Genomic DNA, 14,870 nt, shown 5'->3' on the forward strand with positions numbered 1-14,870 from the left:
ATAAAATTTAGGAGGATGGTTCATGGAGTACCTATTTGGCTATTTATTTATTTTCTTTGCAAAGGTGACAGATGTAAGTATGGCAACAATCAGGATGATTATGGTGGTACGGGGAAGGCGATTGCAGGCGGCGCTAATTGGCTTTGTTGAGGTGACCATTTATGTACTGGCCATCGGTAAGGTTTTAAGCGGCTTAGACAATCCCATCAATGTTATCATGTACGCCTCGGGCTTTGCGACAGGAAATTACATGGGAATATTCCTGGAGGAGAAAATGGCCTTGGGAAGCATTGTTGTTCAGGTGATTACAGAGCATGAGGTTTTAAAGACTGTCGAAAAGCTTAGAAATGAAGGGTTTGGTGTGACGGTTTTTGAGGGCTACGGCAGACAGGGAATTCGACATTTATTAAATGTTACTTTGCAGCGAAAAAATCTGGGCAGGCTCTATAGGCTGCTGGATGAGCAGGATAAAAATGCCTTTGTAACGGTTATGGATGCCCGTTCAATTCGTGGAGGCTATTTTCCTGCCATTAAAAAGAAATAAAGAATACAACATTGGCCCCCTTAATATAATGGTATAAAGTTTTCTTTCCTGTGGAAAGGATTAAGAGGGGGACAATTAAAATATGAGAAGGAATAAAGGGCTTCTGATTTGCATGATGATTTGTGTTTTTTTATTAACAGCCTGTGGTAATCCCCTAACTAAATTAATAGGGGATAAAGAAACTGATGTGAATTTAAATATAGAAAATGATCTTGATTTTACCCTTCAGGATGGCCTACGGGAAACAATGTTATACTATCGTGATCAGGAGGGTATTTTAATTCCGGTTATGAAAAAAATTCCCTGGGAGGAGGGAATTGCTAAAAGTGCCCTTAGACAATTAATAGATGAGCCCCAGGTTAGAGAAGAACTAAATAAGGTAGGGCTCAACCCTGTTTTTCCCACGGGTACAGAAATCCTGGGGATGTCAATCAACGAGGGACTCTGTAAGGTAGATTTCAATGAGGCAGTATTGAATCATCCCTCTGAGCTTGAAGAAAGGGCCATGATTCAATCCCTTGTCTATACCCTAACAGAATTTGAAGCCATTGACCAGGTAGAGCTGTTGGTTAATGGAGAGAAGGTAGATCGACTAAAGCATGGCACCCAGACAGCCGATGCCCTTAGACGGGAGCAAATTAATCTTTCAGCAGTAATAGATGATGAAATGGTGCCTGTAACGGTTTATTATAAAACCACTACCAACGGTGTAGATAGCTATTTTGTTCCGGTTACCAAGGGAATTCAGGCCCTTAAGGCCGATATTAAGTCAGCCCTGGTGGCGTTATTGGAAGGAGCCCCCGAAGGAACTAATCTCTATAGTGAAATTCCAGAGGGAGTCGTGGTGGAGGATGTTTATGTCAAGGATGGTATTGCCTATATAGATTTGTCTGAGGAAATTAAAAGAATACCCGATAATGCTGAACTGCAGCAATCTATGGTATATGAAATCGGATTAACCTTAAAGGCAATCGAACCCACCATCAGTCAGGTAAGAATCCTCTCAGGCGGTAAAGAACTGGAACTGGGAGCAGGAGTAAAATTAAATCTGCCAACCTACTCAAATTTAAAATAATCCGGGTTTCCCGGATTATTTTTTTTATAATCTATAGGAGCTGATGCTTCAAAGTGCTTTAAATCTTCCAAAGGAAGAATTTGTTCGATTATCACTAAAATATGATAAAGTGTGATACAATACTAAGAGACATAATTGCATTAAAGAAGGGATGAGATCATTTGATTAGAATAGATGGTAGAGCATTTGACAGGCTTAGGGAGGTACATATACAACGAAAGTATACAAAATATTCCCAGGGCTCGGTCTTAATTGAAATGGGAGAAACAAAGGTGATTTGTACTGCTACAATAGAAGATCGGGTTCCGCCTTTTCTTAAAAATACCGGAAAGGGTTGGATTACTGCCGAGTATGCCATGCTGCCCGGGGCCACCCAGGTCAGGAAGGTGCGGGAATCTAGCAGGGGGAAGGTTGAGGGGAGAACCCAGGAAATACAACGACTGATAGGCAGGGCCCTGCGTTCAGTTGTAGACTTAAATGCCATTGGTGAGCGTACCATCTGGATTGATTGTGATGTGATACAGGCCGATGGTGGTACCAGAACAGCTTCCATTACAGGGGCCTTTGTGGCGTTGATGGACGCAGTGCATCAATTGAAGGAGTCAGGGCAGATCAGTAGCTTTCCCATTAAAAGTTTCGTATCGGCTGTTAGTGTGGGGATTGTAGATGGCCAGCCTCGGTTGGACCTATGCTATGAAGAAGATTCTGCTGCTAAGGTTGACATGAATGTAGTGATGACTGACCAAGGGCAATTTGTTGAGGTCCAGGGAACCGGAGAGGAAGCCCCCTTTTCCAGAGAGGATCTTATGGAGCTCTTAAGACTTGCAGAATTGGGTAACCAGCAGTTAATTGAGCTTCAGCGGGAAGTCCTGGGGGATATTGCTGAAGAAATAAAATAATATACAAGGGAAAAGGAAGGCGTTAGCATGAAAAAAACCATCGTAGTAGCCACCGGCAATCAGCATAAGCTGGTGGAGATCGGAAAAATATTTCAGGGCTTTGATGTAGAAATTAAATCAATGAAGGACGTGGGACTGGGTCAGCTAGAAATAATAGAGGATGGTACTACCTTCGAAGAAAACGCACTGATTAAGGCAAGGGTTGTGATGAAAAAAACAGGCTATCTAACCATTGCAGACGATTCAGGCCTTGAGGTGGATGCCTTAAACAATCAGCCGGGTATCTATTCCGCACGTTTTTCAGGAGAAGGAGCCACCGACGAAAAAAATAATGAAAAGCTATTGGCCTTAATGGCACAGATACCAGAGAAAGAAAGAACCGGAAGATTTGTTTGTGCCATGGCAGCTGTATACCCCAACGGAAAAGAGGTGGTTGTAAGGGGAGAATGCCTTGGGTTAATTGGTACGGAGCCAAAGGGAAGTAATGGCTTTGGCTATGATCCTTTGTTTTTCGTCCCCAGCCTTGGACTAACCTTTGCAGAATTATCTCAGGAAGAAAAAAACAAAATTAGCCATCGAGCAAAGGCTTTGGAGAAACTAATGACAGCCTTGAGTAAAGATGTGGAGGAGTAAGGGCATGAAGATTGGAGTATTAGGGGACAGCCACCTTAATATGGAATACTTGAATAAGGTTATAAAAGAATTAAAGCAGGTGGATTATATTATCCATACAGGAGACAATTATTGCGATTTTGAATATATCATGGAGAAATTAAAAATAAAAGGCATAGGAGTCAAAGGCAACTGTGACCCCAAGGGACTAGAGGAGATCATTGAGGAAATTGCAGGAAGACGCTTTTTAATATGTCATGGACATCGATACGGCGTAAAGGAGAGTTTGAACAATCTGTTTTATCGTGGCAAAGAGGTTCAAGCAGATATTGTCATTTTTGGCCATAGCCATGTACCGGTGTATGAAGTAATTGATGGTCTGGTGCTATTAAATCCTGGCAGTATTGCTTTTCCAAGGGGGGGCTCCCGAAGGTCCTATGCACTGCTTAAGCTGGATGAGGAAGTCGGCGTATCGTTTCAAAATGTATAGTAAATTAATGATAATACAAGTATAATAATGAATATCTTTGTAAATCATTATTAGTGGGAACAATAATTTCTTGACCATCCACCATAATTCCTATATAATAAATCTCGTGCCTAGTTAAGGGCCCTTTTGAAGATTGAAAAACCCTTGACAAGTTATAAGATTTATGATAACATATTTAAATGTCAGGAAAAATAACGAGAGATAAAATGCGGGTGTAGTTCAGTGGTAGAACTTCAGCCTTCCAAGCTGACCGCGAGGGTTCGATTCCCTTCACCCGCTCCAATTTGTGCCCATAGCTCAGCAGGATAGAGCAACGGCCTTCTAAGCCGTGTGTCCGGGGTTCGAATCCCTGTGGGCACGCCAAAGAGTATGGTGGATGTAGTCAAGCGGTTAAGACACAGGATTGTGGCTCCTGCATGCGTGGGTTCGAATCCCATCATCCACCCCATTAACAAACATTGGGATATAGCCAAGTCGGTAAGGCAACGGACTTTGACTCCGTCATTCGCAGGTTCGAGTCCTGCTATCCCAGCCATTTAATTTTTTAGCTTTAATTGCGGGTGTGGCGGAATTGGCAGACGCACTAGACTTAGGATCTAGCGGGTGACCGTGGGGGTTCAAGTCCCTCCACCCGCACCACATTAAAAATTAAATTTGGCACACTGGCTTTTCCTATGCGGAAGTGGCTCAGTGGTAGAGCATCGCCTTGCCAAGGCGAGGGTCGCGGGTTCGAGTCCCGTCTTCCGCTCCATAACGTGTGCCCATAGCTCAGCAGGATAGAGCAACGGCCTTCTAAGCCGTGTGTCCGGGGTTCGAATCCCTGTGGGCACGCCAGTAACAACCACAATCAATTTAATAATAACAGGCGCCCTTAGCTCAATCGGATAGAGTTGCAGACTTCGAATCTGAAGGTTGGGGGTTCGAGTCCCTCAGGGCGCGCCATTTTGTTAAAATACCAATGTTTAATACGTTGGTATTTTTTACGTTTTGGAACTTTCCCTCTTTTTCCCTCTTGGGCGAAACTGGAAAATGTATTTATATGAATAAATCATTAATTTTATTCACCGCCTCCACCTTCTTTTCCTTAGAAACATGGGTATAAATTTCAGTGGTTTTGGAACTGCTATGTCCTAAAAGCTCCTGGACACTTGAGAGAGGAACGTCTTTCTCAAATAGCTTTGTAGCGAAGGTATGTCTTGAGGTATGGAATTTTTTATAGGATATGCCGGCAGCTTTAAGAATCCGGGCAAATGATCTTCTTAGGTTTCTAGAATCTACTGGGCCACCAAACTGGTTACTGAAGAAAAAGCCCTGATCCTCATACACCCCATGATCGGCTTTCAATTCTTGTGTAGCCTTTAATTTTTTATACTCCTTTAGTTTAGGAACCAGTTTTTTTTGGAAAAGGAACTTCTCTTTTCTTTTGTTTTTGGTTGTACCTATTATTGTTTTCACCTCCTTTCGTTGCGAACGTATGTTCTTAAAAATAGTTAAAAAAATTTCTCTATGACTCCCAACGGCTCAAAACAGATAAGGCAATTATCCATCTGATAGTAGGTGCCATATTTGGCTTTATAGTATACCAATACACCATCTAGAAACTCCTCAGTAACCCCTAAGTATTCGGCCAATTCAAAACGGTTTCTGATGCCCTCACGTGAGGCCCTGACGAGGTCTTGAATCTTAACCAATCTTTCATAGGCCCATCGGCGAGCGATCTCTTCCTGTTTTCGATTCTCAATTTTGGATTGATCTAAGATGTTCCCAACGGTGGTGTGGTAGTGGCCTAGTTCCTCTGTGATGATACAGACTTTTTCAGCGACAGTGCCGAGATCTCTTCTTATCCTAATTTTATTATTTTTGCAAAGACCTTTAGCCTTTGATTTGAATTGTTTTTCCACTACAACTATATAATTTTCTTCAGATTCTATAGTCATCTTTTCGTACAAATTCATAGTATCCACCAATTTATCCCCTGAATTAAAAATTACGGATTAACCTTTCTTAAAATGATTTCATCGTGTTTTAAAACCTCCTTTTCAATACGGTCCAATTTATCAGCGTTTTGCTTATAGCCATCAAAGAGGGCATCAATTTTAGTTTCAATATTATTTTCTAGTTTTGTCTCAACTTTGTTTAGTCTATCTTCAACACCGTCTAAACAATCATTGATAGATTTAAAGCCTTCTTTCATTTCGGTATACATCTTTTCCTGACTGCCTTTTAAATCGGCATACATTTTAGTCATTAGGTCAAATAATTTATCTTCGCCATTCATTTCATTATCCCCTTTCTATAATTCATCTATATCTTGCTTCATTAGTTCTAATTCTTCTTCTGTTAATTCCTCATCGTTGTGGGCTACTATAGGTTGGAAACAAGGTTTGGTTTCTTCTTTAATTGTATATTTGTCTATTTGGGTAAGTTCTTCAATTCTTTTAGTAGCTTCTATTTTGCCTAAATCATTTAGTTTATCAAAATTCTTCAGCAGATCTAGGGACTGAGACGAGATACCCAAATCTTGACCGGGAACATAACGTCTTTCCATAGGTACGTCATGGCCCATTAACCAAGCCTCATTTACATCTAACGCTTTTGCAATTTTATAGATGTTTCTTTGTTTAGGCTCATATTCTCCAGAGATATATGTGCTTATAGAGGATTTTCCTATTTTTGTCTTTTCTACCAAGTCGGCTTGCTTCATATTCCTAAACTCTAATGCTTCTTTTATCCGTTGGGCTATGGTAGCCATTTATATCACCTCTATGAATATAATAACAGTAATGTTCAGAAAATACAACAAAAAAATAAAAAATACATAAAAAAGTTCAGAAAGACGAAAAGAGCTATTGACATCGTAAAGTGCACATGACATTATTAGTTCATAAACAAGAACGAAGGTGATGTAAATGGCATTTGACTATAATAAGCTTAGGGGTAAAATTAAAGAAGTATTCGGTACTCAAGATAATTTTGCTAAGGCCCTAGGGATAGGCAGAGTATCTCTAAGTCAAAGGTTGAACAATATGCTCGATTTTAGCAAGAAGAAATTCATAAGGTCTGCAAGATATTGGGCTTAAAAGACTCTGAGATACCGATATATTTTTTTTACTCCAAAAGTTCAGAAAATAGAACTAAATGGTTTTAGGAGGTGAGAGGGATGACCAAGGAAGAAAGAATTAAGAATTTGGAAAAGAAGATAGCTGCTCTCGAAGGGCAAGTTCAGGAGCAACTGGTAGAAGTAACTGTCGATGAAGATGATTGGATTAAGCAGGTTATAATCGGCATTAATAAAATCCAAAAGAAAGCCCCACAAAAGCCGCTTAATCTGTAAATTCATCTAGTACACCAAGTTTTTGCAAAACTTTTAACGTAGTTAAGCAACTTAATTGGACGGCTGAGGATACGACTTCTGGAACAGCAGTATAGGAGACTTAAAGCTAAACAGCTGACGGCTTAAAATTAAGGAGGTGAGATGCTTGAACGAAGAACAAATGAATCAGGTCATTAAGATTATCATGAATCACCCAAATTGCAAAGGACTATGGAATGAGTGGTAATGAAATGAATAAATTACTACACGAATTGAAAGTACAGTATAAGCAGAGTGGTCAATGGCTCTTATACAAGGAACACCATGGAAAAGGATATACCCATTCTGAAACTATCGACATCGTTAGAAGTAACGGAAGGCCAGATGTGAAAATGAATACATAAATTTTTAGAGATTATCTTCGAATTGATAAAGAGGCATTTAAGGAATATGAAAGAGTAAAAAAAGAGGCTTCATTAAAATTTCGTTATAGCCCTAGAGAATATGTTGAAGCAAAGACCGATTGCATTATGGGCATTATGGACAAAGCTAGAGCCTACTATAGAAAGTAAGAACTTATAAAAATAGTTCGCAACCTTCTTACTTCATGTAAGAAATATAAAAGTTAAACAATTATTTTGCGGTATTTTTTATGTCGCATTACAAGTAAAAGCCGCAACTAATAAAATTATAAATTTTGCTCTTTAGAACGATCATTATTAGAAACTACAGAACGACTGTGCAAAACTATTCCTATAATTATCGATATCAAAAGTACTACCATTATATACAAAAGGCTTGTTTTCACATATATAAATAACGAGAAATTTACTGCAATGTGGTAAAAATTAAAACATAAGTATGAAACTTAAATATAGATAATATTTTCTTTTAAACTAAATGATACGGTATTTAAAATAGAACTACTATAATAACATAGAAAATGTGGTATAATTTTCTTGTTCGATAAATCGGGTTAGCAAGAAACAGTGAATTAAAAACTTAGGGGGTAAGGTAATATGAAAAGAAAGCTTCCGATCCTACTTATTATGGTAAGCCTAATTTTGGGAATGACAGGATGTGTTGTAAGAAATCAAAGTTCAGCACACTATGCTATTACGGAAGGTCAGAAAATTACTGATACCTATAGTTATACTGTTGAAGAAGACTTCAATGGAATGAAATTAGAAATGAATTTAACACTCACAAAAGGTGAGGTAGAATTTGAGCTTAAAGACCCAAACGGAGATATAAAATGGGATGGAAAAGCTACATCAAAAAAATCGATTAATGAAATTAGAGAATTTGAAAAAATAGTTGGAGAGTGGACTTTAATTTTTAACAGTATTGATAATACAGGTGAAGGGAAGCTAGCATTACAGTTTAATAGATTGTAGTAAATGCAAAGGTTAAATAAATATCTAAAGTACCCAATATTCAGAAATAGACTCTACGGTTTTTTTAGTTTCACATAATTCAAGATGCCCCTGCCTTTGAGTAAAGAAAGCAGGGGGCTTTTAAGCTACTTTATTTGTATCGGCTAGTTTTATAATTTCACTGGAAGCTCCTTTACTCCAACTACAGGATAGAATCGGCAGGGTATATTAAGCCCATTTGCTTCCGGGCAGTTTCTAATACCTGCATCACCGTCATGGTAAGTTCATGGGTATTTATGGTGGATTCCAGCTTACGCTCCTTGATTAGCTGTAAAAACTCCTTTATTTCATAGGACATAGGAGCCTGTGATTGTGGTACTGATATTTCTTCCTCTGTACCGTCTCGGTAGATTATCTTAACGTTTTCTGGTGTATGGATTTTATCTATAATGATATTTCCCTTTTCACCCTGGATCTCGCTGGGGAGTGACGAGTTGGTTATTTTGGAATGCATCATGACAGCATCCATATCTTCGTATTTTAAGGAAATACTGCCTTCCCCATCTACCCCGGATTTCAGCATAACTCCATTTGCCTGGATCATATTGGGTTTCCCAAACAGATAAATTGCAGGATACAGGCAATAGATACCGATATCCATCAGTGAGCCATTGGAAAACTGTGGGTTGAAGGTATTAGGGGTTTTCCCTGACTTATATAGATCATATCTGGAGGAGTACTGACAATAGCTTCCAAAATATCTTCTTACTTTACCGATTTTATAAAGATTTTCTCTGATGCTTTCAAAATTAGGCATAAAAATTGATTTCATAGCTTCCATTAAAAGAACGTTGTTTTTCCTTGCAGCCTCAAGCATTTCATTGAGTTCCTTCGTATTGGATGCAACGGCCTTTTCACACAATACATGCTTCTTGTTATTTAAAAATAATATTGACTGTTCAGCATGCAGTGAATTGGGGCTGGCTATATAAACAGCATCAATCAGATCACTCTTTGCCATAGCCTCTAAATCCGTAAATATATTTTCTACCGAATATTTTCCTGCAAATTCCCTGGCCCTTTCCTCTGTTCTTGAATATACCGCATTTAGCACAAATTCCTTAAAAACACCAGCGCTTTTTATAAACTCATCTGAAATTTTATTGGTTCCTATCACTCCGAATCTGATCATTTACTTTCCCTCCAAATTAAATAGTGATATAATAGGCCCTTTTAAATAATATAAAGGTTTTCTTTTGATATACGATAGTGCCCTTACATTTTACCCTTTGACAGAGAATAATCCCACTTAGTTAAAAGGACCTCCAGAACAGAATGGGTGTCTGAAGGTCCTTTTCAAGTCAGCTAAGCAAATGAATTACTTTTTATTATCTACATGCTCTTTGATTTTTTTCATAAGGGTGTTGGCCTTTTTAATTGCGTCTCCTATGGCGATTTTTACCACGGTACTGTCTTTAAATCTTTCGGTATTTTTAATTGCCATATCCTTTGTTAAAATAACTACTGCCGCCTCTTTAATATCCTGGGGTGTCAACTCATTTTCAATACCTATAGAACCCTGGGTTTCTACCTTTATTTCCATGCCTGCTTCCTTGGCTGCCTTTTCTAATGCTTCTGCCGCCATATAGGTATGGGCAACACCCGATGGGCAGGCTGTAACTGCTACTATTTTCATATTTACCACCTCATTCATCTTTTTTATCCTTCGCTTGAATTATTATCTACAACAAAACCTTACCCTATTCAAAATCAAGATCTATTTCATCTAAATCATCGTTGGCTGCATCTGTTAGAGTTTCTTCTTTTACAGGTTTTTTTAATATATTTACCAGTAGTGCGGTAACAATAGCCCCTAATACTGTAGCGATGATATAACCAATTCTATTACCGGCCACTGGCAGAACAATCCATCCACCCCACGGTGCATTGTTGGTTGCTCCCAAGAGTAATGCTGCTACTGACCCAACGGCGCTTCCTGCAATAATGGAAGGGATCACCCTTAATGGATCAGCCGCTGCAAATGGTATTGCACCTTCGGTTATTCCGATCAGCCCCATGATGATAGCAGCTTTACCGCTTCCTCTTTCATCCATAGTATATTTCTTGGGAGCTAATATGGTAGCTAATGCTAATCCCAATGGAGGGACACAAATTGCTACCCCCACCGCCGCCATGATTTGGGGATTGGTAGGAATGGTACTTACTGCAAAGAAAAAGGCTGCTTTATTAACTGGCCCACCCATATCAAAGGCAATCATCGTACCTAATATGAGTCCTAATACGACCTTACTTGTACCAGTCATTGTGTTTAACCAGGCTTCCAAGCCTGTCATGGCGGCCGCCACGGGGGCACCTATTATCCCAATAATTAGCGCTCCAACTGTCAACGTGGCCACTAAAGGAATAATAAATATGGGCATTACGGAACGCATTACTGCTGGAACCTTAATTTGTTTTAAATAATAAACGATAATACCTGCCAGTAATCCAGCAATAATACCCCCTAAAAACCCTGCGCCAATTGAATTTGCAAGATAGGCTCCAATCATACCCGGGGCAATACCTGGTCTATCTGCCATAGAAAAGGCTATGAATCCTCCTAAAATCGGAACAAACAATGCCATTCCCGCTGCACCAATATCCCACATATGCTTTAATACACCAGTTTCTGGGGCAGAGGGTGTACCTGACAGCATAACTGCCAGTGCCAGTAATACCCCACCTGCAACAACGAAGGGAAGCATATAGGAGACACCTGACATTAAATGCTTTCTAGTATCTTTTAATAAATTTAACATTTATAACTCCTCCTTAATAGTATAGAATTACCTCTAGGGTTTACAACTATTTAAATTCCCCCTTTTTGTTTATTCTTTTGCAAAAAGATTCTCAATACCTCATTGTTATAGCCTGTAAGGCTAATATTAAATAGCGCTATTTATTGCAAATACTTTAAACATTCTCTTATATTAAGAAAAGGTTTTCATTCTATGGTTTAAGGGTGGACTAGCACTTTTTCGCTAGTCCATTACCCTTATTTCTTTACCATAGGCTTCTTCCCAGTCAGATATAAATCGATCCACACTAAAATCTGTCAATGGGTGCTGCATCATAACCGTCATTACATCTGTAGGCACAGTCATACTGTGAACGCCGCTTTCAATGATATCGATTACCTGTTGTGCATTTTTAAAGCTGGCGGCCAGCACTTTACAGTCAAATCCATAGGTGTCAATAATTTTTGTAATTTTTCTTACAACATTAACCCCTTCTCCAGAGATATTGTCCAATCTATTTACATAGGGAGCAACATATTTTGCTCCGGCTTTTGCTGCCAGGGTTGCTTGATGAGCTGTAAATATAGCTGTTGCTGTTGTATTAATATTAAGGGCTGCTAAATGCTTGATGGCCTTTAAGCCTTCAAAGGTTACAGGTATTTTTACATACATGTTTTCCCTAAGGCCTGAAATGAATTTTGCCTCTTCCAGCATCCCCTTAAAATCCTTACTAATTACCTGAGCATGGATAGCCTTATCTTTTCCTATTATTTCTGCTATTTCTGTAATTAATTTAGCGAACTGTTTCTTTTCCTTTGAAACGATGGTTGGATTGGTTGTAACACCATCAATCGGTAATATATCCGCCAGATATTTAATTTCTTTTACATTTCCTGTATCTAAAAATAATTCCATGAGCCGTTCCCTCCCTTTTGTTATTCCATTACTGATTGAAACACTTCATTTAATAGATCCATCAGCTTGTCCTCTTCTTCAATACTTAATAACGCTTCTCTAAAATCTTCATTCATCAATTTTCTTGATAAAACAGCCAATATTTTTAGGTGTTCATTAGATGCAGCAGCTTCTGGTACCCCTAATATAAAAACAATTTTAGCCGGTTGTTCATCCAAAGACTGCCACTCTATTCCATTGGCCTTTCTACCAAAGGCCACTGTAGGTATGTTTACTGCTGCGCACTTCCCATGGGGGATGGCTATTCCAAAGCCAATTCCTGTAGTGGAAAGGTTTTCCCTTCGCAGAACCTCCGTTATATAATCTTCATAGCTGTTTAATCTTTCCTCTTGATCCATTAACTTTGCCAGCTCTTTTATGGCTTCTTCCTTAGTATTGGCTTCTAAATTCAGCTTAACTAGTCTTTTATTAATAAGTTCACTCATTTATGTCACCCTTTCTTATGATGAAGCTGTGTAGCTCTTTGACATCTGTCTTTTGTCGTATTTCTGATAATATCTTTTCATTATCTAGCATGGCATAAAAGCCTTTAAAGAACCTTCTCGTATTGGTATCGGTATCAAATTTTAATGCTAATAGAAAAACGATGTCTACCTTGCTCTCTGCCCATGCTATGGGGTTTTTTAGTGTTGCCACCACAATGGCGGGCTTTTTTACATAGACTTGCTGACCATGGGGGATCGCTATCCCTCTTCCCACTGCGGTGGAGCTAATCCTTTCTCGATCAATAGCCGATTGAATAAAGGCCTTATCGATATAATCTTTTTCCAAAAGCACGCTGCCCAGCCGTTTGATTAATTCTTCCTTATTTTTAACTGATAAATTAATAAAAACCAAATCTTCACTAAATAAATCCTGTTCTTCCTTGCTCTCTAACGCTGCTTTATTAAAACGCTTTGTGCTCTCCACATTTTTTATATATTGATTAATGGTTTTTATATCATCCTCTGTAACAAAAACACTAATTTTAATTGTAGGTTTTGCAGGATATTGAAGTGATATTGTAGAGATGATGATATCGAAATCCGTTGGGTTTAGCTTTTCTAAATCGTAGGCAGAAACGACACCCGCTATCTCAAGCTTTTTAATACTGCTTTCCAATCTTGTAGCCACCAGTTGGGCTGTTCCTATGCCACTTGTGCATACAATTATCGCCCTTGTCTTTCGGTTTAATCGCTCTAGGGCTGCCCCAATATGCATGGCCAGGTATCCGACTTCCTCTTCCGTTACCTTTACCCCGAAATGTTTTTCAAATAAGGCACTACAGCTCCATGATGCTCCAAACACACTTGGGAATTTTGACTTTATATCCTTCAGCAATGGATTTCTTAAGCTCAGCCCATATTTTAATCTATTGATAGCCGGCCTAAGATGAAGGGCCAGACCTGCTAAAAGCTTTTCATCCTTCTGAAAATCCACCGATAGAACATTTTCTATCAAGGCAATAATTTCCTTGGTCAATTCTACTATCTTTGGTTCGATATTTTTTAATATTTCGTTAACACTGCTGCTGGTGCCAAAGGGCTCATACACCTTAGCACCAAGAAGGTGAAGGGTTATATACCCAACTTCCGGTTCTGGCAGCTTAATTCCCAGGGATTCTTCAATGGACTTTGCAATCCACTTAGCCATTTGAAATTCTTTTTGATTCTTGATTGTAAATAGCTGCTTTGCTTCCATTTTAATGTCTTTGTTGTTTTTCAGTCTTTCAATACCGATGGCGATATGAATAAGCAGACTGGCAAAGGCTTCATCAGATAAAGCAAATTCCATTTTTCCTTCAGCCTCATTTAAAATTTTTTCGATTTTGGTTATTTCTATGCTAGGCAATAACTCTTTAATATGCGTTAAATCCTTCTGGCTTAATCGGCTATCTAATGGCAACGTTTCGTTATTAGTCAATAGACTCTTAATTTCATCATCTTTCTTTAATAGTAATAGTAATTCTGTAGCTGCCTTACGCCAATTTTTTTCTTTACCGGTGATCTCTATACCTTGTCTTTTTTTTCTTCTAAGCTTTAGCTCATATTTACCTAGCCATTCCTCCACACCATGCAAATCATTATAAATAGTAATTCTACTGACATATAGCTCATCAGCCAGTGCCTGCATAGTAATAGATTCCCTCGATTGAATCAGTCTTCTGATAATATAAAGCTGTCTTTCCTCAGGGGAATGGGGCTGTACGTAAACCTCGTCACTATTAATGATTTCCTTTAAACGATTTTTACCTTGCTGATCTCCATCGATCCATACCCCTATTCTGGGTTTTTTCTGCAGCTTTACATGGGGATTATCAGATAGATACATATCAATCTTTTCTAGATCGCTTCGAATGGTTCGATTAGAAACATTTAGCATACTGGCCAGCTGGTCTATTGTAATGCTAGTGTCCCTACTGATTAAAATTTCCAAAATTTTTTGGCATCTTTCATTAAAGATATTCTTCATGTTTAAACCTCACTTAACAGGTTTATTAAATGTGGCATTTCATAAATTAAAATGTGTTTACAAAAAGAGATTATCATAACTATATAGTATTTTCAACGCTTTAAACGTAATAAATTGTTATGTATTAATGGGGCAAATGTTTACATAAAAACATAAAACAGGCTGAAACAGACTGTTTTAATGGGTGTATCAAATTATGAAAATTTCAATAATATTGATAATATATCCTGTATTGATATTAATTATGTAATGTACGATAGCATTCAACTAATGTTTAAGTATATTTTCTCTTTTTATCAATGTCGAAAAAAAGGCCTATTGCTCCCGAAGGATTGGC

The 14,870-nt window shown here is 38.5% G+C and carries 19 protein-coding genes, 8 tRNA genes and 1 pseudogene; 18 read left to right on the forward strand and 10 right to left on the reverse strand.

What is annotated here, in order from left to right; translation table 11 throughout:
- Positions 1-22: 22 nt before the first annotated feature.
- The 13 genes from ACYQ1I_RS08870 (at position 23) to ACYQ1I_RS08930 (ending at position 4,562) form a co-directional block, all read left to right on the forward strand.
- Positions 23-544, forward strand: coding sequence for a DUF2179 domain-containing protein (locus ACYQ1I_RS08870; RefSeq protein ID WP_459764432.1), 522 nt, complete (start codon positions 23-25; stop codon positions 542-544).
- 82 nt (positions 545-626) lie between these two features.
- Positions 627-1,619 carry a GerMN domain-containing protein gene (locus tag ACYQ1I_RS08875; protein WP_459764434.1) on the forward strand — a complete coding sequence of 331 codons (993 nt, stop codon included), beginning with the start codon at positions 627-629 and terminating at the stop codon, positions 1,617-1,619.
- A gap of 161 nt (positions 1,620-1,780) precedes the next feature.
- Positions 1,781-2,518, forward strand: coding sequence for a ribonuclease PH (gene rph, locus ACYQ1I_RS08880; protein ID WP_459764436.1), 738 nt, complete (start codon positions 1,781-1,783; stop codon positions 2,516-2,518).
- Positions 2,519-2,545: 27 nt separating this feature from the next.
- The gene (locus ACYQ1I_RS08885) at positions 2,546-3,151 is read left to right on the forward strand and encodes an XTP/dITP diphosphatase (protein WP_459764438.1); all 606 of its coding nucleotides are present in this window, start codon (positions 2,546-2,548) and stop codon (positions 3,149-3,151) included.
- Between the two features lie 4 nt (positions 3,152-3,155).
- Complete coding sequence (locus tag ACYQ1I_RS08890; RefSeq protein ID WP_459764439.1) at positions 3,156-3,620, forward strand: metallophosphoesterase; 465 nt, start codon at positions 3,156-3,158, stop codon at positions 3,618-3,620.
- 208 nt (positions 3,621-3,828) lie between these two features.
- A tRNA-Gly gene (locus ACYQ1I_RS08895) sits at positions 3,829-3,902 on the forward strand.
- 4 nt (positions 3,903-3,906) lie between these two features.
- A tRNA-Arg gene (locus tag ACYQ1I_RS08900) sits at positions 3,907-3,983 on the forward strand.
- 9 nt (positions 3,984-3,992) lie between these two features.
- A tRNA-His gene (locus ACYQ1I_RS08905) sits at positions 3,993-4,068 on the forward strand.
- An 11-nt stretch (positions 4,069-4,079) separates the two neighbouring features.
- Positions 4,080-4,155: transfer RNA gene (locus tag ACYQ1I_RS08910), tRNA-Gln, on the forward strand.
- A 21-nt stretch (positions 4,156-4,176) separates the two neighbouring features.
- A tRNA-Leu gene (locus ACYQ1I_RS08915) sits at positions 4,177-4,259 on the forward strand.
- Between the two features lie 37 nt (positions 4,260-4,296).
- Positions 4,297-4,371: transfer RNA gene (locus ACYQ1I_RS08920), tRNA-Gly, on the forward strand.
- Between the two features lie 6 nt (positions 4,372-4,377).
- Positions 4,378-4,454, forward strand: a tRNA-Arg gene (locus ACYQ1I_RS08925).
- Positions 4,455-4,485: 31 nt separating this feature from the next.
- Positions 4,486-4,562: transfer RNA gene (locus ACYQ1I_RS08930), tRNA-Arg, on the forward strand.
- Between the two features lie 93 nt (positions 4,563-4,655).
- Here the strand turns inward: ACYQ1I_RS08930 and ACYQ1I_RS08935 are convergent.
- Genes ACYQ1I_RS08935 through ACYQ1I_RS08950 form a run of 4 tightly spaced genes read right to left on the reverse strand, consistent with a single transcriptional unit; the run spans position 4,656 to position 6,372 of the window.
- Positions 4,656-5,120, reverse strand: a complete 465-nt coding sequence (locus ACYQ1I_RS08935) for a tyrosine-type recombinase/integrase (protein WP_459765326.1) — start codon at positions 5,118-5,120, stop codon at positions 4,656-4,658.
- Positions 5,111-5,575: an ImmA/IrrE family metallo-endopeptidase gene (locus tag ACYQ1I_RS08940; protein WP_459764441.1), complete on the reverse strand. Its 465-nt coding sequence runs from the start codon at positions 5,573-5,575 to the stop codon at positions 5,111-5,113. The genes ACYQ1I_RS08935 and ACYQ1I_RS08940 overlap by 10 nt, the downstream gene beginning before the upstream one ends.
- Before the next feature lie 32 nt (positions 5,576-5,607).
- Positions 5,608-5,898, reverse strand: a complete 291-nt coding sequence (locus ACYQ1I_RS08945) for a hypothetical protein (protein WP_459764443.1) — start codon at positions 5,896-5,898, stop codon at positions 5,608-5,610.
- 15 nt (positions 5,899-5,913) lie between these two features.
- The gene (locus tag ACYQ1I_RS08950) at positions 5,914-6,372 is read right to left on the reverse strand and encodes a helix-turn-helix domain-containing protein (RefSeq protein WP_459764445.1); all 459 of its coding nucleotides are present in this window, start codon (positions 6,370-6,372) and stop codon (positions 5,914-5,916) included.
- A 157-nt stretch (positions 6,373-6,529) separates the two neighbouring features.
- On the opposite strand from ACYQ1I_RS08950, the gene ACYQ1I_RS08955 reads away from it, so the two are divergent.
- The 5 genes and pseudogenes from ACYQ1I_RS08955 to ACYQ1I_RS08975 all read left to right on the forward strand — a co-directional run bounded on the left by ACYQ1I_RS08955 (position 6,530) and on the right by ACYQ1I_RS08975 (position 8,330).
- Positions 6,530-6,700 carry a DUF739 family protein gene (locus ACYQ1I_RS08955; protein WP_459764447.1) on the forward strand — a complete coding sequence of 57 codons (171 nt, stop codon included), beginning with the start codon at positions 6,530-6,532 and terminating at the stop codon, positions 6,698-6,700.
- A gap of 80 nt (positions 6,701-6,780) precedes the next feature.
- Entirely contained in the window at positions 6,781-6,954 is a 174-nt protein-coding gene (locus ACYQ1I_RS08960) for a hypothetical protein (protein WP_459764448.1), read from the forward strand.
- A gap of 188 nt (positions 6,955-7,142) precedes the next feature.
- Positions 7,143-7,334, forward strand: a pseudogene (locus ACYQ1I_RS08965) (phage antirepressor KilAC domain-containing protein); the annotation flags it as partial.
- A 3-nt stretch (positions 7,335-7,337) separates the two neighbouring features.
- A complete protein-coding gene (locus ACYQ1I_RS08970) occupies positions 7,338-7,505 on the forward strand; it encodes a GrpB family protein (RefSeq protein ID WP_459765328.1) in 168 nt (55 codons plus the stop codon).
- A gap of 447 nt (positions 7,506-7,952) precedes the next feature.
- Entirely contained in the window at positions 7,953-8,330 is a 378-nt protein-coding gene (locus ACYQ1I_RS08975) for a hypothetical protein (RefSeq protein ID WP_459764450.1), read from the forward strand.
- A gap of 181 nt (positions 8,331-8,511) precedes the next feature.
- On the opposite strand, the gene ACYQ1I_RS08980 is transcribed toward ACYQ1I_RS08975, so the two are convergent.
- From ACYQ1I_RS08980 to ACYQ1I_RS09005, 6 genes are all read right to left on the reverse strand, one after another.
- Positions 8,512-9,501, reverse strand: a complete 990-nt coding sequence (locus tag ACYQ1I_RS08980) for a Gfo/Idh/MocA family protein (RefSeq protein WP_459764452.1) — start codon at positions 9,499-9,501, stop codon at positions 8,512-8,514.
- A 186-nt stretch (positions 9,502-9,687) separates the two neighbouring features.
- Positions 9,688-10,005: a PTS fructose-like transporter subunit IIB gene (locus ACYQ1I_RS08985; protein WP_459764454.1), complete on the reverse strand. Its 318-nt coding sequence runs from the start codon at positions 10,003-10,005 to the stop codon at positions 9,688-9,690.
- 64 nt (positions 10,006-10,069) lie between these two features.
- Complete coding sequence (locus ACYQ1I_RS08990; RefSeq protein WP_459764456.1) at positions 10,070-11,128, reverse strand: PTS fructose transporter subunit EIIC; 1,059 nt, start codon at positions 11,126-11,128, stop codon at positions 10,070-10,072.
- Between the two features lie 222 nt (positions 11,129-11,350).
- A complete protein-coding gene (fsa, locus tag ACYQ1I_RS08995) occupies positions 11,351-12,022 on the reverse strand; it encodes a fructose-6-phosphate aldolase (protein WP_459764458.1) in 672 nt (223 codons plus the stop codon).
- Between the two features lie 20 nt (positions 12,023-12,042).
- Entirely contained in the window at positions 12,043-12,507 is a 465-nt protein-coding gene (locus tag ACYQ1I_RS09000; RefSeq protein ID WP_459764460.1) for a PTS sugar transporter subunit IIA, read from the reverse strand.
- Positions 12,500-14,533, reverse strand: a complete 2,034-nt coding sequence (locus tag ACYQ1I_RS09005) for a BglG family transcription antiterminator (protein ID WP_459764462.1) — start codon at positions 14,531-14,533, stop codon at positions 12,500-12,502. The genes ACYQ1I_RS09000 and ACYQ1I_RS09005 overlap by 8 nt, the downstream gene beginning before the upstream one ends.
- Positions 14,534-14,870 lie beyond the last annotated feature (337 nt).

This window comes from Alkaliphilus crotonatoxidans (genome assembly GCF_054658015.1).

Coding starts and splice junctions, on each gene's coding strand:
- ACYQ1I_RS08980 (WP_459764452.1), bottom strand. CDS start 9,501: ATGATCAGATTCGGAGTGATAGGAACCAATAAAATTTCAGATGAGTTT.
- ACYQ1I_RS08985 (WP_459764454.1), bottom strand. CDS start 10,005: ATGAAAATAGTAGCAGTTACAGCCTGCCCATCGGGTGTTGCCCATACC.
- ACYQ1I_RS08875 (WP_459764434.1), top strand. CDS start 627: ATGAGAAGGAATAAAGGGCTTCTGATTTGCATGATGATTTGTGTTTTT.
- ACYQ1I_RS09005 (WP_459764462.1), bottom strand. CDS start 14,533: ATGAAGAATATCTTTAATGAAAGATGCCAAAAAATTTTGGAAATTTTA.
- ACYQ1I_RS08945 (WP_459764443.1), bottom strand. CDS start 5,898: ATGAATGGCGAAGATAAATTATTTGACCTAATGACTAAAATGTATGCC.
- ACYQ1I_RS08940 (WP_459764441.1), bottom strand. CDS start 5,575: ATGAATTTGTACGAAAAGATGACTATAGAATCTGAAGAAAATTATATA.
- fsa (WP_459764458.1), bottom strand. CDS start 12,022: ATGGAATTATTTTTAGATACAGGAAATGTAAAAGAAATTAAATATCTG.
- ACYQ1I_RS08950 (WP_459764445.1), bottom strand. CDS start 6,372: ATGGCTACCATAGCCCAACGGATAAAAGAAGCATTAGAGTTTAGGAAT.
- ACYQ1I_RS08870 (WP_459764432.1), top strand. CDS start 23: ATGGAGTACCTATTTGGCTATTTATTTATTTTCTTTGCAAAGGTGACA.
- ACYQ1I_RS08960 (WP_459764448.1), top strand. CDS start 6,781: ATGACCAAGGAAGAAAGAATTAAGAATTTGGAAAAGAAGATAGCTGCT.
- ACYQ1I_RS08955 (WP_459764447.1), top strand. CDS start 6,530: ATGGCATTTGACTATAATAAGCTTAGGGGTAAAATTAAAGAAGTATTC.
- ACYQ1I_RS08975 (WP_459764450.1), top strand. CDS start 7,953: ATGAAAAGAAAGCTTCCGATCCTACTTATTATGGTAAGCCTAATTTTG.
- ACYQ1I_RS08890 (WP_459764439.1), top strand. CDS start 3,156: ATGAAGATTGGAGTATTAGGGGACAGCCACCTTAATATGGAATACTTG.
- ACYQ1I_RS08885 (WP_459764438.1), top strand. CDS start 2,546: ATGAAAAAAACCATCGTAGTAGCCACCGGCAATCAGCATAAGCTGGTG.
- ACYQ1I_RS08990 (WP_459764456.1), bottom strand. CDS start 11,128: ATGTTAAATTTATTAAAAGATACTAGAAAGCATTTAATGTCAGGTGTC.
- ACYQ1I_RS09000 (WP_459764460.1), bottom strand. CDS start 12,507: ATGAGTGAACTTATTAATAAAAGACTAGTTAAGCTGAATTTAGAAGCC.